The sequence below is a fragment of the Pseudomonas sp. LBUM1661 genome (genome assembly GCF_059695925.1).
This window is the reverse complement of record NZ_CP166794.1, coordinates 6,714,321-6,735,820: the sequence shown is the minus strand read 5'-3', so window position 1 is coordinate 6,735,820 and position 21,500 is coordinate 6,714,321. Positions and strand designations below refer to the sequence as shown.

Sequence of the window (21,500 nt, the reverse complement as noted above, 5' to 3'; positions counted from 1 at the left end):
CGTTAACGACCTTCGCTGGCAAGCCAGTTCCTATAGGGGGGCGTGTGTTCGGCCTCTGGGAAAGGGGCGGCAGATCTGAAGCCGAAGCTCAAACATGCAACCTCTGAAAAACCACCACCCCTGTAGGAGCTGGGTATACGCATGGTTAGCTCGCCTGCAGCTTTTGATCAAAGGGGCAAGAGCCCTTGGTTACTTTTAAGTGACTAAATAGCCGCCATTACCGAAAAACGGATATGCCCCCCAATCAAAACGCTCAGGAGAAAAACAGCGCACTGGCCAGCACACGGCTGATGGCGCTGCGGTGGATCTCGATCAACTCCTGATTGCTACCGCTTTCGCGCCAGTCAAAAGCGCCGCCGAGCTTGCGTTGAACAACGGTTTTCAGATGCGCTGCAGTAAATGATTCCCGCGGATCGCTGAGGTTGTCGTAGTGAAAATGTGCATACCAAAGAACCTTTTTGGATTGCTTGTCGAGAATTTCATACTCCGTCAAATAGTCTTTGCGCGGGCCTTTGAGCCGGCGGCGCTCGCTGGCTTTGCCAATCGTCACTTCGCCTTTACCGATCAGCCATTCGACCCGCGCCGCCGTCGGGGCCTGTTGTTTGGTCATGTCGATTCGGGTAGCGCGCCCCTTGGCGTAAAGCGCAGTCGCTTCACTGTCGAGTTGCCGGCGCAGGGTTGCGGCGGAGGCGCTCTTGCTTTCCGTGTGGTTGCCGGAGGTCAGGGCCTGATCGATTTTGGCCATGGCCTCACGCAAGCGATTGGCATGCAGGTAGTAGATCTCCTCGATTTCCGTTGGATTGCGCTGTGCCCGACGGATATGCGCCTGGGTGCGCTGGCTGAACGCCGGCAACTCATCGAGCAGCGTTTGGCCGGCCAGCAAACTTTTCGGCAGATCGGGTCTTGCCTTGGGCGGTGCGGGCGTTTTTGCCGGGACCCTTTCAAGCCAGACCCCCGGTGATTTTTCGTGAAAGGTCGCGATCACCTTGCCCGTCAGCGGCGCCACCACATCGACCAGATCACCTTCCTGCCCGCCATCATTGCGACGTGGCTGGCCGACAAGCGTGCCTTTGTAACGGGTCTTGATGATTTTCCTTGCCGGCGTCGCAGGCACTTTTGATGGCCGGGCGACCGGCTCCACCAAGCGTTGGTCACGTAGCAGAGTCGACAGCTGTTGCACAGCGACCTGGTGGAATTCGGCAACGCGCTGGCGCACCTGCTCAAGGCGTTCGCTGTTCAGGTACTGGGCAAACTCCGCGACAAGATCGAGGAATCGCTGGTCGATCACATCGAACTGTTCCACCAGATTGTTCAGCGCCTCGACGCGTTCACCCAGCTGATTCAGGCTTTCATCCGCGCTCAGGTCCAACGCGCTCTGAATGTTCAGCGACGCATCCTCGACCAGGCTTTCCAGCGCCGCCCGCGCCTGTTCACGGAACTCTCCAGGCTCAGCCTTGAGACACAGTTCCTGGCCCAGGGTGATTTGCAGCAGCTTCAAATCCTGCAATGAGAACGGTGGAAGTTTGGCCTGGTATTGACGGCTGACCTCGGCGGCTTCCCGACCCAACAGGCTGAGCTCCGCGAAGCGGGTTTGCGCGAACTCGACTTTGTCGATGATCCCTTGGGTCAGGTCGGTCATCTTCACAAAGGGCTCGGAGCGATCAGCCGTGGCCTCGTTGTCCACCTCGTCGAGCAATTCCAGGGTAACCCGCAGGCTCTCGCGAAACTCGGGGTAACGCTCGTCCATCCAGGCCTGCATGAGGAACAACTGCAGGGAAATCCGGTCGAGCATCGCCGTGCGATAGTTGGGCACCGCTTCGAGCAGGTTCAGGGCCTTCAGGTCTTCGAGGTGGCGGCTGTATTCCTGCACCTGTGATTCGAGGGTGTCGAGAAATTGCTGGCGTGCGCTAGCGGCCGTCTCCGGCGTGGCTTCCAGCATGGCGCGCCGGATGTTGACCAGTTGCAGCCGCTTGCCTTGCAGTCCGGCATCGAACGCTGCGATGTCCACCTTCTTTTTACGCAACTGCGCTTCATTCTGTTGCTGCAATTGCTTGCGCCGACTTCTCAGTCCGCCACCGCGCAGGCGCAAGCGAAGGTCGACAAACCATTCGCCACGGGCGCCATTGATCAGCAATGGCCCCTGTCGCGGCGGTTGTTGGCGTGAGTCGATGATCTGCACGTCGTCGTTGTCGTTGAGCTCAACCTCGAACCAACGCCTGCCGATCCGGGCATACCATTTTTTCCCGACACCACTCAGGTGTTTGTGCGAACCCTCGGTTTGCGGCGTCGTCAGTCCTTCAGGTTCGCTGACTTTCAGGCTGTCGAGCACGTCGCCCAGCCCCGGTCGCGATCGCTCCAGCGCGCCGAGGTCGTGCAGCGACAATTGATGACTGGGCGGCAGTTCATGTTCGGGAAGGTCCGGCAAGCGGGTTGCGTCGATACGGGTGGGCTCCGTGTTTTCCGTGGTCGATGGCGTCTTTTCGGCGGCAATGGCGGGCGATGTCCTTTTCGGTTTTACACGCACAGCCGCTCGGTGGGCGAGCACCATGGCGAGCGTCAGCAAGACATCGGTCAGTGCCGTCCAGGGCTGTTGCTGTTGCTCCTCGGCGTCAGCCACTTCTTGCAGGTCATCCATGATCTGCCAGATCCACGCCGCCGTACCCACGCTGCGCCCCAGAAACGGCAGTGCCACGTTGAACAGCGCCCAACCGCCACGTTTGAGGGAGGCCCAGCGCGCCTCGGCATTGGACACCGATTGGCTATTCGCCTGAGTGATCAATGCATCGGCATTGGCTTTGAACAAGGTTGTCAGCAGGTCGCTTTCAATCACGCGACTGCCCAGTGAGACCGGGCCGGTCGAGTCCGGAGACAGCGAAGGATCGATCAGCAACTGCGGCACTGTCCACACCGACGGCAGCGCGCCGGGAAAAACATATTGCGAATAATTGAAGCGCACGCTGTCCGGTAACCAGGCGAGTACCGACTGACGCAATGTTCTCGAGTTTTTGATTGCGTACAGCAGGTTGGCTGGCGAGGGGTATTGCAGCAGTGGCGGATCGAGCAGTGGACGGTAGAGCAGGCACGGTCCCGCGTCCACGGTGCGCGGGCCGATCACGAACATGTTGACCACCTCATTGGCAACGCCTGTGGAGTGCTCGCCGGTGATGAACGCCAGCGGGCGAACCACGATGTCCTGGTCGTCGACCTGCCGATCCACCCGCTCGGCAGCCAGCGCCGCCACCACATAGCGATAGCCCTGCTCATCGATGCCGGCCTCGCCGCGGATCTTCTGTTGCAATGCCAGCAACGGCAATTCGATGGGCAGTTGGCGGCTGTAGAGCTGTTGCAGGCGTGAGGCTTGTGCAGCGTCGTCGACCAGACGGTTTTGCAGCATCGCCGGGTAGGTTTCGCCGATGTTGACCGCGGTCACCAGGTCCTCCAGGTAAGCAGGGGTCATCCATTGCGGTACCGCAGCGTTGTCCCGATAGCGAACCGATTTATTCCCCAGCGGCAGCGCCACCAGGTTTTGCAATGCCAGTTCGACGAGCGAGAGGGTCAGGGTGTCCTCATGTTCCGGCGGCACGAACGTGCCCCAGACCACCACGCTGGCGACGGTGATTTCGACATCTTGCAACCTGAAGTCACGCGCCGGCGGATGGCTGATTTTCTTCTGCAACTCCTCCAGGGTGAATGTCTTGATGCCGGGCATTTCTTCTTGAAAGGTTTTCCCGGCGTTTTGCCGCTGCACGGCGACCAGGTCCAGCAAATGACGGCTGTAACGGCTCTGGTCGGCGGGAGCGGCCCTTTCCAGCCACTGTGGCAGCGAATGTTCCATATGCGAGTACTGGGCCGTTGGGCTCCCGGCCAGCGACTTCTGGCCGTTGGTCGCAGCGAGTCGCGAAAGGAAAACCGAGTCGTCCGGGCGCTGGAAAAAATCGATGGCGCCTATCGCCTGGGATTCCAGCGCAATCAGCGTGCACGCCTGATGATCGAAGAAGTTGCCTTCGGGTTCGAACAGTCGCCAGCGCACGTTGAGCGCCGTTACCTCACCTTCCACTGACCAGCGCAGCGACCGACCCAGCTCATCGAACGAATCAAAGCGCTGGTAACCTTCCGTGATCGAGTGCGTGAGGATCAGCGTGCGGTCACCCAGGGTGCCAACCAATACAGCCGTGTCGAGGATGTTGAGGTGTTTACGAGCGGCGCCGTCACCGATATCGAGGTCGATCAGGCAGGCGCGCGTGTTGTATGTGTCGGTGGGTAAACGCTGAGTCTTGTCGGGGGCATTGAACACGGCGTGAGCCATTGCCCGCTGGTCTGCATCCCAGCCGTTGTTGTCGCTGACGTTCCATAGTTGCTGCAAGGTTTGTGAGAGTTGGCTCCAACGCGGCTGGGCGAGGCTGGTGGGATTGTTCCAGTAATCGATCTGCTGTTCCTGGTAAGCGGTGAATAACAATGGGGCGAGTTCGTTGAGTCGGGCGCCGATCGCCTCGATCTCTACCGGGAACTGGGTGGGCGGTTCGATGCCGGGTTGTCCGGTGAGAAAGTGTTCGCCATCGATGTAGGCCACCGTTGCGCCAGACAACGCGAGGCGAACCAGCACATCGGTGAGGGGCTCGAACTCGCAAGGACCGGCTTCGATGTTTTCGCCGTCGATCACCCAGGTTGGTGTCGCGACCACGGTAAGGGCCGGGTCGATGTCCAGTCGTGGGTACAACGTGGTGAGCGCGGGACGCAAGGCATTAGAGGCGACTTCGGTTAGCGAAGGGCCGGTGATCAGTTGAGTCAGTACATCAACAGCACTGGGCGGGGAGGTGTCGGGCATGGCCATATCCTTGGCTGATGGTTGAGGACGCTGTCGATGGACCGCGCCGGATCAGGGCAAGGTAGTGGGCGGGCGAAGGCGATTGGCGGTAGATAAATAGTGCGCACAAAAAAAGACCCGCGAGTGTGCGGGTCTTCGATTTCAGCGGTTGTTTCAGGTCCCCGATTTGATCTTGGTCCAGGCCCGGGTCCGCGCCCGTTCGGCATCACGCGGCAACGGTTGCAGGGTGTAGAGCGTGGCCATGGCCGTTTCGGTCGGGTACAGGTTCGGGTTGTTGCGGATCGACGGGTCGACCAATTCCGTGGCGTCCTTGTTCGGGTTCGGGTAGCCGACGAAATCGCTGACCGGTGCGATCACCTGCGGTTGCAGCAAGTAGTTGATGAAGGTGTAAGCGTCTTCCGGGTTTTTTGCGCCCTTCGGAATCGAGAGCATGTCGAACCAGATCGGGGCGCCTTCTTTTGGCAGGCGCATGTCGACGGTCACACCGTTCTTGGCTTCCTTGGCGCGGTTGGCCGCCTGGGAGAAGCTGCCGGAATAACCGACCGCGACGCAGATGTCACCGTTGGCAATGTCGGCCATGTACTTGGAGGAATGGAAGTAAGTGACGTACGGACGAATCTTCATCAGCAGCGCTTCAGCCTTTTCGTAGTCAGCCGGCTTTTTGCTGTTGGGGTCCAGGCCCAGGTGTTGCAGGGCCAGCGGCAGAATCTCCGACGGCGAGTCGAGCAGCGCCACGCCGCATTGCTTGAGCTTGCTGATGTTCTCTTCCTTGAAGATCAGGTCCCAGCTGTCCACCGGCGCGTTGTCGCCCAGGGCGGCCTTGATCTTGTCCGGGTTGAAGCCGATCAGGATGGTGCCGTACATGTACGGCACGGCGAATTTGTTGCCGGGGTCATTGGCTTCGATCAGCTTCATCAGCTTCGGATCGAGGTGGTTCCAGTTCGGCAGTTTGCTGCGGTCCAACGGCTGGAACACGCCGGCCTCGATCTGTTTGGCCAGGAACACGTTGGACGGCACCACCACGTCGTAACCGGAGTTGCCCGTCAGCAACTTCGCTTCCAGTGCTTCGTTGGTGTCGAAAATGTCGTAGACCAGTTTGGTCTGGGCGTTCTGGGTCTTGAAGTCTTCCAGAGCCTTGGGGGTGATGTAGTCGAACCAGTTGTAGACGCGCAACGTTCGCTCTTCAGCATGAACGGCACCACTGAGCACCGTGGCGCACAGGGCGGGAGCGATAAAACGCTTGAGTCTGTTCATTGTTCTAATTCCTCATTGGGCGCTTTCAAAACCTTCGAGAACGTTCACGGCATTGATGCCGATTTCTTCGACCGCGTAGCCGCCTTCCATCACGAACAGCGTCGGTTTGCCGAGGCTCGCGATGCGTGCGCCCATGGCCAGGTAATCCGGGCTGTCGAGCTTGAACTGGGAGATCGGATCGTCCTTGAACGTGTCGACGCCCAGCGACACGACGACGATGTCGGCGCCGTACTTTTCGATCTCTTTGCAGGCTTGTTCCAGCGCGGCGCTCCAGCTGTCCCAACCGCTGCCGGCGGGCAAAGGGTAGTTGAAGTTGAAGCCTTCGCCCGCGCCTTCGCCAAGCTCATCTTCATAGCCGAGGAAGAACGGGAATTCGGCTTCCGGGTGGCCGTGGATCGAGGTGAACAACACGTCGCTGCGTTCGTAAAAAATCGATTGGGTGCCGTTGCCGTGGTGGTAATCGACGTCGAGGATAGCGACCTTTTTATGGCCCTGATCGAGGAAGGCCTGAGCGGCGATGGCGGCGTTGTTGAGGTAGCAATAACCGCCCATCAAATCGCTGGCGGCATGGTGTCCCGGTGGACGGCACAGGGCGAAGGCACTGCGCGCGCCGCGTTGGATCACTGCTTGCGCGGTCAACGCCACTTGCGCCGCGCTGTACGCCGCTTGCCAGGTGCCGGCGGTAATCGGTGCGCCACCGTCGAAGCTGTAATAGCCGAGTTGGCCGTGCAGGCTGGTGGGGATGATTCGGCGCAGGGTGCGGGCGGGCCAGGTGTAGGGCAGCAAGTCGCCGTCGGTGTTGAATTCGGTCCAGCGCGCCCAGGCACCTTTGAAGAAATCGAGGTAGTCGCGACTGTGAATGCGTGCGATCGGGTCGAGGCCGAAATCCTGTGGCGCTTCGACCGGGCCAAGGTCGCGGTACTGCACGCGCTGCAGAACATGGTCGGCACGCGAAGGCATTTCGAAGCAGGGCATTAGTTGCCCGTCCATCAATTCACAACGGCCGTGGTGCAGGTGGTGATCGTCCGAGTAGATCGTCAGCATTTCTTGTTCTCCGCAGGCTGATTCGGTTGAACACAGTCTTGCGGCGGACGGGGTTTGGGAGAACGGCAGGAAAGGCCAAAAGGGGATAGATATGGCCAAAATAGCTGACCGAAATTCGCCCCTTATTGGCGCGGGTGTGCCCTCTGGCGGGGCGTGGAATGCCGACTTTGTGGGGGCGGGCTTGCCCGCGAAAGCGGCGGTCCGGCCAATGGAGATGTGCCGAATGTACTGGCGTCTTCGTGGGCAAGCCTGCTCCCACAGGGTTTGTCAGTGGGGGCGGAATTGGCTGGGCGCCACACCACTCCAGCGCACAAACGCATGGCGGAAACTCGCGGTTTCGCTGAACCCCAATGCCTCGGCAATCCGGTAGATCGGCAGTTGATCCTCGCACAGCAGGTGTTTGGCCCGCTCGAAGCGCAACTCGTCGAGCAATTCCTGATAGCTGCAGCCAAGGTCCTTGAGGTGTCGGCGTAACGTCCGCGCCGAACAGTTCATCTGCTCGGCCAGGCCTTCCAGGCCGGGTGCCGCGTGCAGCTGCGCGCTGAGCAAGTGGCGAATCCGCCCCAGCCACGCCTGGCGCCCGGTGAATTCGGTGTTCTGCTTGCGACAACGTTCAGCCATGGCTTGATGGGTGATGACATCGGCCAATGGCAATGGTTGATCAAGCCAACGCTTGTCGAAAGCAAACGCGTTGTCCCGCGCGTCGAAGTGCAGCGGGCCATTGAAGTGTTCGGCGTAGGTCGCTTCATAGTCGGGGGCGGCATGTTCGAAGCGCGCAGCCAGCAGCGGCAGCGGATGGCCGAGGAGGTCGTCGCAGATGACTTTCAACGACACCAGGCAGAATTCGGCATTGAACACGGCCAGCGCCGGGTTTTCGCGGTAATCGGCAGCGACAAACCAGATCCGCTCGCCGTCCTCTTCCAGGCTCAGCTCGAAAAGTGTTCCCAACAGCGCGGGATACCGAATCGCCAGGCGTAACGCGTCACCGAAGGTGGCACTGGTGAGCAGCGCATACCCGAGCATGCCGTAAGACGAAACGTGCATCCGCCGGCCCAGCTCCAGGCCGATATCGCGCTTGAGTGCGACGGCGTTGGCACAGACCTGCATCTCCTGATTAGTGGTGATGCGCGTGTCCGCCCGGCACAGATCCGCCGCGCTGATGCCGCTTCCCGCAAGCAGTGCTGCGCTGGACAGGCCTTCGGCCTTGAACACATTGAGCACCAACGAAACCGCATTGAGCGTGGTGAGGTGGGAATGGAGCATGGGAGGTTCCAGCCTTGGGATGCTGGAACGGCAGCAAGTTGTATGCCGGAGCCCCAACCCTGTAGGAGCGAGGCTTGCCCGCGAAGCTTTTTGGCGTACTTGAGGACGCCTTCGCGGGCAAGCTTGAACTGGTCAAGTAATCTTGGACACCGATTAAGGTTTCACGCCGCCAACTTCTCCCTGGCGACTGGTGACCGATAGTCGTTGTAGCTATGCGGCCTGGTGATGTTGTAGCGCGATACATAGCGCTGCACATCCGCTCGGGCCTCATGTTCCGATCCGTAGCCTGCTTCTGGCACCCACTCTGATTTCAAACTTCCAAAGAAACGCTCCATCGGAGCGTTGTCCCAGCATTCGCCTTTACGGCTCATGCTCTGCCGGAGTCCATGTTCCAGCAGTTCATTTCTAAATTTATGGCTGGTGTACTGGCAACCCTGGTCGGAGTGAAACAGTACGTCTTTTGGGCGACCGCGTAGTTCAATCGCCATCCGCAGGGCTTCGCAGGTCAGCGTGGCATCGGAGATCATCGAAAATGACCAGCCCACGATCCGGCGAGCGAACAAGTCCAGAACTGCCGCGAAATACAGCCAGCGCTTGCCGACTTTGATGTACGTCACGTCCCCACACCACACCTGATTGACCGCCGTAACATCAAACTTGCGTTTGAGCATATGCGGTGCCACCAAAGCTTCCACGCCGGGTGACTTGTACTTATGGCGCCGGCGTTGACGGCTGACAATGCCTGCTTCTCGCATCAGGCTGCGAGCCATGAATCGCCCGACATCATACCCGCCGGCTTGCAGCTGTTTAGCCAAGGTACGAGCACCCGCAGACTCTCTCGACGCCCTGTGGTGTTTGAGCAGCATGGCCTTGAGCCTCTCTCGCTTAGGACTCACTTTGCCTTGGCGCTGACGCCATGCGTAAAAGCTACTGCGGTTTATTCCGAAGACACGACAGCAATCGTTAACGCCGTACTGCTCGCCCAGCTCACAGATCAACGAGAGTGATCTTTGGCGTCCAAAAGCAGGAGAGCACTGGCCTTTTTTAGGATTTCGATATCCCGGTCTCTTTGCCTGAGCAAGGCTTTAAGTTCCTGGATCTCTCGCTGATCCGCGGTAATCGCCTTGGCTCCCACCGGAGTCGAACCCAAGCGTTCCTTACGAACCTGATCGACCCAGCGGCGCAAGGCCGTAGGGCCAATATCCAAACTGGTGCAGACCTCGGGAACGGACTGCCCCTCGTCCAGCACCATGCTGGCAGCCTTGAGTTTGAACTCATTGGAATAAGATTTACGCATATCCAAACACCTCAGATTTGGGCGCCATCATAGCGCCCGATTGAGGTGTCCAAAATCATTAGGCCAGTTCAGCCTCGCTCCTACAGGGTTATGTGTGGTGTCAGCTGAGTTCGCCGCAGAGGTCGAGTTCTACGAAGCGCCGCACTTCAGCGGTTTCGAGCCCCGTGCCCAGCAGCGCGTGCAACTTGCCGAACGCCGCTTCACGGGTCATGCCGCCACCCGACAGCACGCCAGCGCCACGCAAGCGGCTACCTGCCTCGTATACATCCAGTTCCACACCGCCTTCGTGGCACTGAGTCACGGCGACCACCACAACACCTTTGTTCCGCGCCCGCTCCAGGCTGGTGAGAAACTCAGGATTATCGCTCGGCCCGGTACCGCTGCCGTAGCACTCCAGGACCAGACCTTGAATGCCGCTGTCGAGCAAGCCATCCAGAACCCCGGCGTCGATGCCGGGAAACAACGGCAGCACCCCGACCTTGGCGAGTTGCTTGCCCTGGTTGTAATTCAACTGTGTCGGCAGCGAAGGAGCCTTCACACCGCCACCCTGACGCTCCAGTCGCTTGAACGGATGGCGCCCGAAACTGCGCACTTTCGCGCAACGGGTCGGGTCCAGCAGTTCGCCGTGGAAATACAAATGCACGCCCGGCGCCAGGCCTTGGCCGAGGGCAACCAGTGCGCCGCCGAGGTTTTCCCAGGCATCGCTGTCGGTTACGCCGGCCGGCAGCATCGAGCCGGTAAACACCACGCGGGCAGGCAGGCCGAGCAATTGAAAGCTCATGGCCGCCGCGCTGTAGGCCAGGGTGTCGGTGCCGTGCAGGATCAATACGCTGTCGCAGCCCTGAACATCAATGGCGTCGACTACGGCTTCACGCAGTTGCTGCCAGTAGGTCGGGGTCATGTTGGCGCTGTCGATCAGCGGCGACATTTCGCGAAAGCGCCACTGCGGCACCACCAGGTCAGGTTGGCCGTGCAGATACTCGCGCATCCGCGCTTCAAAACCGGACGCCGGGGCCAGACCGTGGGCGCTGGCTTGCATCCCGATGGTGCCACCGGTGTAGAGCACCATGACGTGTTGGGCGGCAGGAAAGGAATTGGGAACCATGGGGAAGTCTCCGCAAGAGATGACAGGTGGGAGCGAGCCTGCTCGCGATAGCGGTATGTTAGACACAAGTGTGTCATCTGACAGTCCGTCATCGCCAGCAGGCTGGCTCCCACAGGTTGTGCACCCGTCGTTTACCGATCAGCGTTGCGCTGCGGGTACGCCTTGCGGCTCAGCTGCGGCTTTAGGGGCGGCGGCTGGCGGGTTGGCTGGCCAGGCGTTCAAGTCCAGGTCCAGGTCCGGGAATTTGCTCGAATCGAACACCGGCGTCTTGATCCCGGCGGCACGCTGGTCGTCGTAGTCACGCAGGATGCGCATGCCGACCTTGAACAGCAGGAACAACGCGATCAGGTTCACGAACGCGAGCAGGGTCATGGTGATGTCGGCGAAGGCGAACACCGTGCCGAGGTTTTCGATCGCACCCCAGAAGATCAACACCAGAACCAGCGCGCGGTAGCCGATCAGCGCCTTGCGGTTTTCACCGATCAGGAAGCGCAGGTTGCTCTCGCCCAGGTAGTAGTTGTAGAGGATCGAGGTGAACACGAACAACGCCAGCGCCACGGAGATGAACATCCGGCCCCAGTCACCGACCACGGCGGCCAGCGAGTTCTGGGTCAGGGCAATGCCGTCGCCTTCAAAGCCCGGGGTGTAGAAGCCCGAGAGCAAGATCAGCAGCGCGGTGCAGGTGCAGATCACGAAGGTGTCGAGGAACACGCTGAACGCCTGCACCACACCTTGTGCCACCGGGTGCTCGACCGACGCAACCGCGGCCACGTTAGGCGCACTGCCCAGGCCTGCTTCGTTGGCAAACACGCCACGTTTCACACCCATGACGATGGCGCTGCCGATCAGGCCGCCGAACGCCTGATCCAGACCGAAAGCGCTTTTGACGATGGTCATCAGCATGGCCGGGACGTGGTCGAATTGCAGCACGATCACGTAGATCGTCACGCCGATGTACACCAGGGTTTTCACCGGCACCAACAGGTCGGCGACCTTGGCGATGCGCTTGATCCCGCCGATGAACACCAGGCCGAGCAACACCGCCAGGGCCAGGCCGGTCCAGGTGGTGTCGAGGCCGAACGCGTTGTTCAGCGAGTGCGTCACGGCGTGGGATTGCAGGCCGTTGAAGGCGAACCCGAAGGTCACCAGCAACAGGAACGCCATGATCATGCCCAACCAGCGTTTTTGCAGGCCGTGCTGGATGTAATAGGACGGGCCGCCACGGAACGTGCCGTCGGAATCGCAGCGCTTGTAGAGCTGGCCGAGGGAGCATTCGAAGAAGCTGCTGGACATGCCGACCAGCGCGGTCACCCACATCCAGAACACCGCACCTGGGCCACCCAGTGTCACGGCGATGCCGACACCGGCGATGTTGCCCGCACCGACGCGGCCGGCGAGGCTGAGCATCAGGGCCTGGAACGAGCTGAGTTGACCGGCGCTGCTTTTGAGGCTGTCGCGGAACACCGCGAACATGTGGAAGAAGTGGCGCAATTGAACGAAACGCGAGCGGATCGTGAAGTAGCTACCGAGCCCGACAATGAGCACGATCAGTACTTTCCCTGAGAGGAAGTCGTTAATGACTTCGAGCATGGAGTATTCCTCGCTGTTTTTTGTGTAGGCAAATGCTGGGCGGTGGGAAACATCGCGTTACACCGGTTTGCGCACGGCAAAACAGGCGAGGCGAAGGTTCGTCCCGATTTCATATTGCGGGTTTGTTATTAGTTCGGGTTTCGCATGGGTTTGGGCCTCGTTACCGACGACCGCTCACGCGAAGAGGGGCGGCACTATACCTATGAGAGTGCCGTCCGTCTGCACGGTTGTGGTGCATCCGATGAAAACGAAGCCTTTGAAACACCTGACGTTGATGGCGCCTGGTTCTTGTGGGAGCGGGCTTGCCCGCGATGCAGGCACCGCGGTTTATCAGGAACTCCGCGTTATCGTTCATCGCGAGCAAGCCCGCTCCCACAGGTTCTGTGTTTGCTTGTAAATAGTTAAAAAAAAGGGCCTGGGGAACAAATCCCCAAGCCCTCAAAAGGTGAGAGGTGTCTAGTCCCTCGACCTGGTGAGCGGTGCTACACGTAACGCGTCGGATCAGGCTTTAAGCGGAACCAGACGCGGAGCAATCATGTTTTCCGGGCGCAGGATGTCGGCGAGCATGGCGTCGTCGAGCAAGCCTTCTTCGCGCACCAGTTCCAGCACGCCGCGGCCGCTTTCAAGCGCGATACGGGCGATGCGGGTGGCGTTTTCATAGCCGATGTACGGGTTCAGCGCAGTGACCAGGCCGATCGAATGCTCGACCAGTTCGCGGCAGCGCTCTTCGTTGGCGGTGATGCCGACGATGCAGTGCTCGCGCAGCATGTCCATGGCGCGTTGCAGCAGGCGGATCGAGTCGAAGATCTTGAACGCGATCAGCGGCTCCATCACGTTCAGTTGCAGCTGGCCGCCTTCGGCCGCGATGGTCAGGGCCAGGTCGTTGCCGATGATCTGGAACGCCACCTGGTTGACCGCCTCCGGGATTACCGGGTTGACCTTGCCAGGCATGATCGAGCTGCCTGGCTGACGCGCTGGCAGGTTGATTTCGTTGATACCGGTGCGTGGGCCGCTGGACAGCAGGCGCAGGTCGTTGCAGATCTTCGACAGCTTGACCGCGGTGCGCTTGAGCATGCCGGAGAACAGCACAAAGGCGCCCATGTCGGAGGTGGCTTCGATCAGGTCGGCGGCTGGAACCAGCGGTTGACCGCTGATCAATGCCAGGCGCTGAACAGCCAGGTGCTGATAACGCGGGTCGGCGTTGATGCCGGTACCAATCGCGGTGCCGCCCAGGTTCACTTCGGTCAGCAGTTCAGGCGCCAGGGTTTTCAGGCGTGCCAGGTCTTCGCCCAGCGTGGTGGCGAAGGCGCGGAATTCCTGGCCCAGGGTCATCGGCACGGCGTCTTGCAGCTGGGTACGGCCCATCTTCAAGACGTGGCTGAATTCTTCACCTTTGGCGGCGAACGACTGGATCAGGCTGTCGAGGCTGGCCAGCAGCGCGTCGTGACCCAACAGCAGGCCCAGGCGGATCGCCGTCGGGTAAGCGTCGTTGGTCGACTGCGCCATGTTCACGTCGTTGTTCGGGTGCAGGTATTGGTATTCGCCCTTCTGGTGACCCATGGCCTCCAGCGCGATGTTGGCGATGACTTCGTTGGCATTCATGTTGGTTGAAGTGCCAGCGCCGCCTTGAATCATGTCGACCACGAACTCTTCGTGGAAATCGCCGCGGATCAGACGTGCACACGCTTCGCTGATGGCCGCGTGCTTGGCTTCGCTCAGATGACCCAGCTCGCGGTTGGCGTCAGCGGCGGCCTGTTTGACCATGGCCAGACCGACAACCAGCTTCGGGTAATGCGAAATCGGAACGCCGGAGAGACGGAAGTTGTTCACCGCTCGCAGGGTCTGGATGCCGTAATACGCTTGAGCAGGTACTTCGAGTACGCCAAGCAGGTCTTTTTCTGTGCGGAAAGATGCAGCGGAGGACATGATAGAAATCATCTCGATAGGGACCCGGTCTGTGCCGGAACACCGCAAATGCTAGGCTTGTAGAGAATTTAGAGCCAATGCTGTTAAACACTAGCCTATGCACATTCGGCATAATGCCCGTGTGACGCCGCGTGTGCGGCGAGCGTGTGACCTAAATTGGTGCGTGTCCGGGAGGACGTGATGAATCTGGAAAGTAAATGGCTCGAGGACTTCAGCGCCTTGGCCGCCACCCGCAGCTTCTCCCAAGCGGCGGAACGACGCTTCGTGACTCAGCCGGCGTTCAGCCGGCGGATCCGCAGCCTCGAAGCCGCGCTGGGGCTGACCCTGGTCAACCGCTCGCGCACACCGATTGAGCTGACAGCGGCGGGGCAATTGTTCCTGGTCACCGCGCGAACCGTGGTCGAGCAACTGGGCGAAGTACTGCGCCATCTTCATCATCTGGAGGGCGGGCAGGGCGAGGTCATGCAGGTCGCTGCCGCTCACTCGCTGGCCTTGGGTTTCTTCCCGCGCTGGATCGCGCAGTTGCGCAACGAAGGCTTGAACATCGCCACGCGGCTGGTCGCGACTAACGTTGGCGATGCGGTGCATGCGCTGCGTGAGGGCGGCTGCGACTTGATGCTGGCGTTCTATGACCCGGACGCCGCGATGCAGATGGACCCGGAGATTTTCCCGTCGCTGCACCTTGGCCAGACCGAGATGCTGCCAGTCTGCGCCGCCGATGCTGATGGCAAACCGCTGTTCGATCTGGAAGGCGAAGCCAGCGTGCCGCTGCTGGCCTACAGCGCCGGAGCGTTTCTCGGGCGCTCGGTAAACATGCTGCTGCGCCAACGGGCGCTGCGTTTCACCACCATCTACGAAACCGCCATGGCCGACAGCCTGAAAAGCATGGCGCTGGAAGGCCTGGGCATTGCCTGGGTGCCGCAACTCAGTGTGCGCGCCGAACTGGCGCGCGGTGAACTGGTGATCTGCGGCGGCCCGCAATGGCATGTGCCGCTGGAGATTCGTCTGTATCGCTGCGCGCTGGTGCGCAAGGCCAACGTGCGGTTGCTCTGGCGCAAACTCGAAGGTGGCGCGGCTCAAGGTACAACCGGTTCCTGAGATAACTGAAGATCAAATGTGGGAGCTGGCTTGCCTGCGATAGCGGAGTGTCAGGCAACATCAATGTTCGCTGTACCGACGCTATCGCAGGCAAGCCAGCGCCCACAGAAGATTTGTGTGTAGTTGACTGACTCTGAGGTCAATAAATCCGGCACTTTGCGCCATATGACAGATGGTCGCCACGGGGGCTGTTTATCTGCCACATTGCGGTATACTGCGCGGCCTTCGGCCGGTTCGCCCGGCCATAATTCGTACAATCAAGCCACGCATTTTGCGTGGCTTGTTGTTTTTTGACGCGCCTGCGGGCGCCCAGAGAGAAGAGGCACGACGATGAGTGCACTGGTTGGCGTGATCATGGGCTCCAAGTCCGATTGGTCCACCCTTAGCCACACCGCCGATATGCTGGAAAAGCTCGGCATCCCTTACGAGGTGAAAGTGGTCTCTGCCCACCGCACCCCGGACCTGCTGTTCCAGTACGCTGAAGAAGCCGAGGCGCGTGGCATCGAGGTGATCATCGCCGGTGCCGGTGGCGCGGCCCACTTGCCAGGCATGTGTGCGGCCAAGACCCACCTGCCGGTACTGGGCGTGCCGGTACAGTCGTCGATGCTCTCGGGCGTCGATTCGCTGCTCTCTATAGTGCAGATGCCGGCGGGCATTCCGGTTGCGACCCTGGCCATCGGCAAGGCCGGCGCGATCAACGCAGCCCTGCTCTCGGCAAGCATTCTGGGCGCCAAGCACCCGCAGTTCCACGCGGTGCTGAAAACTTTCCGTGCTGAGCAGACAGACAGCGTCCTGGAAAATCCAGACCCACGCATCGCCTGAGGTTGTTGACGATGAAGATCGGTGTAATCGGTGGCGGCCAGTTGGGTCGCATGTTGGCGCTGGCGGGCACTCCGCTGGGCATGAACTTCGCTTTCCTGGACCCGGCGCCGGATGCTTGCGCCGCTGCGCTGGGCGAACACCTGCGGGCTGATTACGGCGATCAGGATCACCTGCGCCAGCTGGCCGATGAAGTCGATCTGGTGACCTTCGAATTTGAAAGCGTCCCGGCCGAAACCGTGGCGTTCCTCTCGCAATTCGTCCCGGTCTACCCGAGTGCCGAAGCCCTGCGCATCGCCCGCGATCGCTGGTTCGAGAAGAGCATGTTCAAGGACCTGGGGATTCCCACTCCGGCGTTCGCCGATATCCAGTCGCAAGCCGATCTGGACGCCGCCGTAGCTTCCATCGGTCTGCCGGCCGTGCTGAAAACCCGCACCCTGGGTTACGACGGCAAGGGCCAGAAAGTCCTGCGCACCACTGAAGATGTGGTCGGTACGTTCGCTGAACTGGGCAGCGTCGCTTGCCTGCTGGAAGGCTTTGTGCCATTCACCGGCGAAGTCTCGCTGATCGCCGTGCGTGCCCGCGATGGCGAAACCAAATTCTATCCGCTGGTTCACAACACCCACGACAGCGGCATCCTCAAGCTGTCCGTGGCCAGCACCGACCATCCGTTGCAAGCCTTGGCTGAAGACTACTCCAGCCGCGTGCTCAAGCAGCTGAATTACGTCGGCGTGATGGCGTTCGAGTTCTTCGAAGTCGACGGCGGCCTCAAGGCCAACGAAATCGCTCCGCGCGTGCACAACTCCGGGCACTGGACCACCGAAGGCGCCGAGTGCAGCCAGTTCGAAAACCACCTGCGGGCGGTTGCCGGCCTGCCGCTGGGTTCGACCGCCAAGGTTGGCGAAAGCGCGATGCTGAACTTCATCGGTAAAGTGCCGGAGACCGAGAAAGTCCTGGCCATTGCCGATTGCCATCTGCATCACTATGGCAAGGCGTTCAAGGTCGGCCGCAAGGTCGGTCACGCCAACCTGCGTTGCGCAGACCGCGAGACACTGGCCGCGCAGATCCTCAAGGTCGAAGCGCTCATCGCCGAATAAACAGTTTCATGTGGCCGCGGCGGAACCATTCAGGGGCCGCCGTTCTCTCATGGCAGTATGCGAAAGTCTGACTAGTCTTTCGCATAGCCACTTAACCAGAGGGAAATGCCATGGGAATTATCGGAACCATCTTTATCGGCTTGATCGTCGGCCTGCTGGCTCGGTTCCTGAAACCGGGCGATGACAGCATGGGCTGGATCATGACCATCCTGCTCGGTATCGGCGGTTCGCTGGCGGCCACTTACGGCGGTCAGGCCCTGGGCATCTATCACGCCGGCGAAGGTGCAGGCTTCATCGGTGCGCTGGTCGGCGCGGTGGTGTTGCTGGTGATCTACGGCTTGATCAGAAAGAACTGATTCAACGCGACAAAGCCCTCTCTGCCAAACGCGCGTGGAGGGCTAGAATGCTCGGCGACTTTTCGTCCTTCCTTACCGAGCACTCCATGCGCCGTCTTCTATTGACCTTTCTTTTACTGGGTACGGGCCTTGCCCACGCCAGCGAACTGCCGGAGACCGACTGGCTCGAGCTGATGCCCAAGTCGGACCAGAAAGCCCTCGAGGCCATGCCCGAAATCGACCACAACTCTCCCGAAGGCAATGGCACCTTTACCGAAAAGGGTGGCATGAAACAGAGCAAAGGCTTGCCGGCGGTGATGTATTCGACCAAAACCGTGCCGTCGATGAACGACAAGAACATCCGCATCGGGGGTTATCCGGTGCCGCTGGAATCCGACGCCAAGGGCCGCAGCACGCTGTTCTTCCTCGTGCCTTATCCGGGCGCTTGCATCCACGTGCCACCTCCGCCGCCTAACCAGTTGGTGCTGGTGCGTTATCCGAAAGGCTTGAAGCTGGATGACATCTACACACCGCTGTGGGTGACCGGCACGCTGAAGGTCGAGAAGGTCAACAACGACCTGGCTGATGCAGCGTATGCGCTGGATGCGGCGAAGGTGCGGGTGGTGCAGGAATCGGATCTCTAACCGCCACCCGAAACAACTGTGGGAGCCAGCCTGCTGGCGATAGCGGTGCGTCAGAAACTTTCAAGTTGACTGACACGACGCCATCGCCAGCAGGCTGGCTCCCACATTTTGTATTGCGGTAGGGCTTAGAGCGGTTTTGTGCCGACGCTGACACCCAAGGTATGGCTCGCCCCTGGCGCCAGGTTCACCACATCATCCATCACATTCGCCGTTTCGATGCACAGCATGCGTTGCCAGCCATCGTCGGCCATGTCACTGAATGCTGCGGCGCGATCAATCCATGGGTTCCAGATTACTGACGAGCGCGAACCACGGCTAGTCAGCTCGATCCGCCGTTCCCACGCCGGGTCGACAATGCTCAGCGTCGCCGGGGTATCGAGGTAGATGCGGTCGGTTTCGCCGGTAAAGCGCAGATCGCCGGCCTGTGTGACGGTTTTCCAATCGTCCAGCGTCTCGATATAGCTCAAGCCATCCAGCCCTTCGACGTGCACGTTGCGCACATCGCTGACGGCGAAATAGCTGTGCAATGCCTGGCTGATAGTGACAGTGTCCGAGCCTTGGTTGTGGCTGGTCAGGTTGATGTGCAGTTGCTCATCCAGACGAATGCTCAGCTTCAAATCCACCTGATGCGGCCAGCCTGGCAAGCCGCCTTCGGGGTAGGGCAGCACAAATTCCAGTTTCAGGCTTTCGCCCTCGGCTTCGATACCTTCCAGTTTCCAGTCCATTGCCCGGACCAGTCCGTGAGCGGTCGGCGGTTCGCTGCTGACGCGCATCGCTTGTACGCTCTGCGGGTTGCGCGAAAAATTGCCGAACCACGGCCAGCACACGGGCACGCCCGCGCGGATGCTCTTGCCGGTCTTGAACACGGCTTCGTCGTTGAGCCAGATCAGCGGCGGTTGGCCGGCCAATTGATAGCTGAGGATGTGCGCGCCTTGCTGGGCGACCAGCAATTCGGCCTGGCCGTGGCGGATACGCCAGCAGTTCAGTTCATCCAGTTTTACGGCTTCAACGTTGGGCGTGCTCATGGGACAGCTCTCGATCAGGAACAATGACTGCAATGGACCGCGAAACGGTCGCAGTGTTTAACGCGCGCGTGGTGGAACCGAGCGAGTGCGACCGCTGCCGTCGATGGCGACGAACACAAACACCGCTTCAGTCACTTTGCGCCATTCGCTGGACAGCGGATCGTCGCTCCAGACCTCGACCATCATCTGGATCGAGCTGCGGCCGATTTCCAGCGCCTGGGTATAGAAGGAGAGCTGGGCGCCCACCGCAACCGGAACCAGGAACGCCATGCGGTCGATCGCCACGGTCGCCACGCGCCCCCCCGCGACCTTGCTGGCCATGGCGGTGCCGGCCAAATCCATCTGCGCTACCAGCCAACCGCCGAAAATATCGCCAAAACCGTTGGTTTCACGCGGAAGGGCGGTGATTTGCAGGGCCAGGTCGCCTTGCGGGATTGGATCTTCTTGTTCGAGCTCTATCATGCCGGGGGTGCCTCTGACCCGTGACTCTTCATTGGTACTTCAAGGTGAATAGCCGTCTCAAAGAAAAACGATTCAGCCCCGAACATACTACGTTCGTCACGTTTTTCGTAAGGCGCCTAAAGGGAAACTCTGCGAAATCGACTGGTAGCGCCAGCAACGTCTTCGCACAGCAACCCTTGCAAGCTGTCGCAAGATAGCGAGTATATCGGTCGGTAGACCCCGAGACGACCGTCCGGTTCTCATTTTGACCGTCAAATACGCACCTCTATGTGCTTTTTCGAACAATTTGCTATCGTGCCGGACCTGCCCAAGCCTCCGCCAGCGTTGTTGGGGTTGCAGATCCGACTATAAGAGAAGCCCTTGCCATGACCACAGCGCCCTCGAGCATCGCGCAGCCATCCCAGTCCGCACGACCGCTGACCCGCAACGACTACAAGACTTTATCGCTGTCTGCCCTCGGCGGCGCGCTGGAGTTCTACGACTTCATCATCTTCGTGTTCTTCGCCACGGTGGTGGGCAAGCTGTTCTTCCCGGCCGATATGCCTGAATGGCTACGGCTGATGCAGACCTTCGGCATCTTCGCCGCCGGCTACCTGGCGCGGCCGCTGGGCGGCATCGTCATGGCGCACTTCGGCGACCTGTTGGGACGCAAGAAGATGTTCACCCTGAGCATTTTCATGATGGCCGTGCCGACCTTGATCATGGGCCTGCTGCCGACTTACGCGCAGATCGGGATGTGGGCGCCGATCCTGTTGCTGCTGATGCGGGTGATCCAGGGCGCGGCGATTGGCGGTGAAGTGCCGGGGGCGTGGGTCTTCGTTTCCGAACACGTGCCGCAGCGACACATCGGTTACGCCTGCGGCACCCTGACCTGCGGCCTGACGGCCGGTATCCTGCTGGGCTCATTGGTGGCCACGGCGATCAACAGCATTTATACCCCGGTGGAAGTTGCGGATTACGCCTGGCGGATCCCGTTCCTGCTGGGCGGCGTGTTCGGGCTGTTCTCGGTGTACCTGCGTCGCTGGTTGCACGAAACCCCGGTGTTCGCCGAGCTGCAACTGCGCAAAGCCCTGGCCGAAGAAGTGCCGCTGCGCGCGGTGCTGCGTGACCATCGCGGGGCCATCCTGATTTCCATGTTGCTGACCTGGCTGCTGTCCGCCGGCATCATCGTGGTCATCCTGATGACCCCGACCGTGTTGCAGACGGTCTATCACTTCTCGCCAACCACCGCGTTGCAGGCCAACAGCCTGGCGATCGTGTTCCTCAGCGTGGGCTGCGTCATCTCTGGTGCGCTGGCTGATCGCTTCGGCGCTGGCCGGGTGTTCGTGTTTGGCAGCGCCGCGCTGCTGATCAGCTCGTGGACCTTCTACCACAGCCTGTTCAACCACCCGCAATGGCTGTTCCCGATGTACGCCCTGACCGGCTTCCTGGTCGGCACCATCGGCGCGGTGCCGTACGTCATGGTCAAAGCCTTCCCGGCGGTGGTGCGCTTCAGCGGCCTGTCGTTCTCCTACAACCTGGCCTATGCCATCTTCGGCGGCCTGACGCCGATGGTCGTGACGCTGCTGCTCAAGGAAAGCCCGATGGGGCCGGCTTACTATGTAGCGATTATTTGCGGGGTCGGGATTCTGGTCGGCGCGTATCTCTGGAAGAAGGGGCGGTAAGCCGACTTTTCTTATCGTCTGCGCTGACGCCTTCGCGGGCGAGCCTCGCTCC

Annotated in this window: 17 protein-coding genes; 6 read left to right on the top strand and 11 right to left on the bottom strand. The window is 60.4% G+C overall.

Annotated features, from left to right (window positions below):
* Positions 1–253 precede the first annotated feature (253 nt).
* The 9 genes from ACA057_RS31015 to aspA all read right to left on the bottom strand — a co-directional run bounded on the left by ACA057_RS31015 (position 254) and on the right by aspA (position 14,304).
* A complete protein-coding gene (locus tag ACA057_RS31015) occupies positions 254–4,825 on the bottom strand; it encodes a dermonecrotic toxin domain-containing protein (RefSeq protein ID WP_497344850.1) in 4,572 nt (1,523 codons plus the stop codon).
* 153 nt (positions 4,826–4,978) lie between these two features.
* Positions 4,979–6,079 carry a polyamine ABC transporter substrate-binding protein gene (locus ACA057_RS31010; protein ID WP_497344848.1) on the bottom strand — a complete coding sequence of 367 codons (1,101 nt, stop codon included), beginning with the start codon at positions 6,077–6,079 and terminating at the stop codon, positions 4,979–4,981.
* A 12-nt stretch (positions 6,080–6,091) separates the two neighbouring features.
* Positions 6,092–7,123 (bottom strand): histone deacetylase family protein, encoded by a 1,032-nt coding sequence (locus ACA057_RS31005; RefSeq protein WP_497344846.1) that lies wholly within the window; start codon positions 7,121–7,123, stop codon positions 6,092–6,094.
* Positions 7,124–7,390: 267 nt separating this feature from the next.
* Positions 7,391–8,386 carry an AraC family transcriptional regulator gene (locus ACA057_RS31000; RefSeq protein ID WP_497344844.1) on the bottom strand — a complete coding sequence of 332 codons (996 nt, stop codon included), beginning with the start codon at positions 8,384–8,386 and terminating at the stop codon, positions 7,391–7,393.
* A 161-nt stretch (positions 8,387–8,547) separates the two neighbouring features.
* A complete protein-coding gene (locus ACA057_RS30995; protein WP_497342245.1) occupies positions 8,548–9,384 on the bottom strand; it encodes an IS3 family transposase in 837 nt (278 codons plus the stop codon).
* The gene (locus ACA057_RS30990; RefSeq protein WP_497342247.1) at positions 9,381–9,683 is read right to left on the bottom strand and encodes a transposase; all 303 of its coding nucleotides are present in this window, start codon (positions 9,681–9,683) and stop codon (positions 9,381–9,383) included. The genes ACA057_RS30995 and ACA057_RS30990 overlap by 4 nt, the downstream gene beginning before the upstream one ends.
* A gap of 100 nt (positions 9,684–9,783) precedes the next feature.
* The gene (locus tag ACA057_RS30985) at positions 9,784–10,788 is read right to left on the bottom strand and encodes an asparaginase (protein WP_497344842.1); all 1,005 of its coding nucleotides are present in this window, start codon (positions 10,786–10,788) and stop codon (positions 9,784–9,786) included.
* Positions 10,789–10,926: 138 nt separating this feature from the next.
* A complete protein-coding gene (locus ACA057_RS30980; protein WP_497344840.1) occupies positions 10,927–12,378 on the bottom strand; it encodes an alanine/glycine:cation symporter family protein in 1,452 nt (483 codons plus the stop codon).
* 501 nt (positions 12,379–12,879) lie between these two features.
* Entirely contained in the window at positions 12,880–14,304 is a 1,425-nt protein-coding gene (gene aspA / locus ACA057_RS30975) for an aspartate ammonia-lyase (RefSeq protein ID WP_059403822.1), read from the bottom strand.
* A gap of 180 nt (positions 14,305–14,484) precedes the next feature.
* Here aspA and ACA057_RS30970 point away from each other — a divergent pair, with 180 nt between their 5' ends.
* The 5 genes from ACA057_RS30970 to ACA057_RS30950 all read left to right on the top strand — a co-directional run bounded on the left by ACA057_RS30970 (position 14,485) and on the right by ACA057_RS30950 (position 18,297).
* Positions 14,485–15,402 (top strand): LysR substrate-binding domain-containing protein, encoded by a 918-nt coding sequence (locus tag ACA057_RS30970; RefSeq protein WP_497344838.1) that lies wholly within the window; start codon positions 14,485–14,487, stop codon positions 15,400–15,402.
* 330 nt (positions 15,403–15,732) lie between these two features.
* The gene (gene purE, locus ACA057_RS30965; RefSeq protein ID WP_017341565.1) at positions 15,733–16,224 is read left to right on the top strand and encodes a 5-(carboxyamino)imidazole ribonucleotide mutase; all 492 of its coding nucleotides are present in this window, start codon (positions 15,733–15,735) and stop codon (positions 16,222–16,224) included.
* Positions 16,225–16,235: 11 nt separating this feature from the next.
* Positions 16,236–17,318: a 5-(carboxyamino)imidazole ribonucleotide synthase gene (locus tag ACA057_RS30960; RefSeq protein WP_497344836.1), complete on the top strand. Its 1,083-nt coding sequence runs from the start codon at positions 16,236–16,238 to the stop codon at positions 17,316–17,318.
* 110 nt (positions 17,319–17,428) lie between these two features.
* Complete coding sequence (locus tag ACA057_RS30955) at positions 17,429–17,674, top strand: GlsB/YeaQ/YmgE family stress response membrane protein (protein ID WP_010465333.1); 246 nt, start codon at positions 17,429–17,431, stop codon at positions 17,672–17,674.
* Between the two features lie 86 nt (positions 17,675–17,760).
* Positions 17,761–18,297 carry a DUF3299 domain-containing protein gene (locus ACA057_RS30950; protein ID WP_497344834.1) on the top strand — a complete coding sequence of 179 codons (537 nt, stop codon included), beginning with the start codon at positions 17,761–17,763 and terminating at the stop codon, positions 18,295–18,297.
* Positions 18,298–18,422: 125 nt separating this feature from the next.
* On the opposite strand, the gene ACA057_RS30945 is transcribed toward ACA057_RS30950, so the two are convergent.
* Both ACA057_RS30945 and ACA057_RS30940 read right to left on the bottom strand, forming a co-directional pair.
* Entirely contained in the window at positions 18,423–19,322 is a 900-nt protein-coding gene (locus ACA057_RS30945; protein ID WP_497344832.1) for a D-hexose-6-phosphate mutarotase, read from the bottom strand.
* A gap of 57 nt (positions 19,323–19,379) precedes the next feature.
* Entirely contained in the window at positions 19,380–19,784 is a 405-nt protein-coding gene (locus tag ACA057_RS30940; protein WP_007896491.1) for an acyl-CoA thioesterase, read from the bottom strand.
* Between the two features lie 365 nt (positions 19,785–20,149).
* Between ACA057_RS30940 and ACA057_RS30935 the strand changes: the two genes are divergently transcribed.
* Positions 20,150–21,448, top strand: a complete 1,299-nt coding sequence (locus tag ACA057_RS30935; protein ID WP_059403828.1) for an MFS transporter — start codon at positions 20,150–20,152, stop codon at positions 21,446–21,448.
* Positions 21,449–21,500: the final 52 nt, after the last annotated feature.

Coding starts and splice junctions, on each gene's coding strand:
- ACA057_RS31015 (WP_497344850.1), bottom strand. CDS start 4,825: ATGCCCGACACCTCCCCGCCCAGTGCTGTTGATGTACTGACTCAACTG.
- ACA057_RS31010 (WP_497344848.1), bottom strand. CDS start 6,079: ATGAACAGACTCAAGCGTTTTATCGCTCCCGCCCTGTGCGCCACGGTG.
- ACA057_RS31005 (WP_497344846.1), bottom strand. CDS start 7,123: ATGCTGACGATCTACTCGGACGATCACCACCTGCACCACGGCCGTTGT.
- ACA057_RS31000 (WP_497344844.1), bottom strand. CDS start 8,386: ATGCTCCATTCCCACCTCACCACGCTCAATGCGGTTTCGTTGGTGCTC.
- ACA057_RS30990 (WP_497342247.1), bottom strand. CDS start 9,683: ATGCGTAAATCTTATTCCAATGAGTTCAAACTCAAGGCTGCCAGCATG.
- ACA057_RS30985 (WP_497344842.1), bottom strand. CDS start 10,788: ATGGTTCCCAATTCCTTTCCTGCCGCCCAACACGTCATGGTGCTCTAC.
- ACA057_RS30980 (WP_497344840.1), bottom strand. CDS start 12,378: ATGCTCGAAGTCATTAACGACTTCCTCTCAGGGAAAGTACTGATCGTG.
- aspA (WP_059403822.1), bottom strand. CDS start 14,304: ATGTCCTCCGCTGCATCTTTCCGCACAGAAAAAGACCTGCTTGGCGTA.
- ACA057_RS30970 (WP_497344838.1), top strand. CDS start 14,485: ATGAATCTGGAAAGTAAATGGCTCGAGGACTTCAGCGCCTTGGCCGCC.
- purE (WP_017341565.1), top strand. CDS start 15,733: ATGAGTGCACTGGTTGGCGTGATCATGGGCTCCAAGTCCGATTGGTCC.
- ACA057_RS30960 (WP_497344836.1), top strand. CDS start 16,236: ATGAAGATCGGTGTAATCGGTGGCGGCCAGTTGGGTCGCATGTTGGCG.
- ACA057_RS30955 (WP_010465333.1), top strand. CDS start 17,429: ATGGGAATTATCGGAACCATCTTTATCGGCTTGATCGTCGGCCTGCTG.
- ACA057_RS30950 (WP_497344834.1), top strand. CDS start 17,761: ATGCGCCGTCTTCTATTGACCTTTCTTTTACTGGGTACGGGCCTTGCC.
- ACA057_RS30945 (WP_497344832.1), bottom strand. CDS start 19,322: ATGAGCACGCCCAACGTTGAAGCCGTAAAACTGGATGAACTGAACTGC.
- ACA057_RS30940 (WP_007896491.1), bottom strand. CDS start 19,784: ATGATAGAGCTCGAACAAGAAGATCCAATCCCGCAAGGCGACCTGGCC.
- ACA057_RS30935 (WP_059403828.1), top strand. CDS start 20,150: ATGACCACAGCGCCCTCGAGCATCGCGCAGCCATCCCAGTCCGCACGA.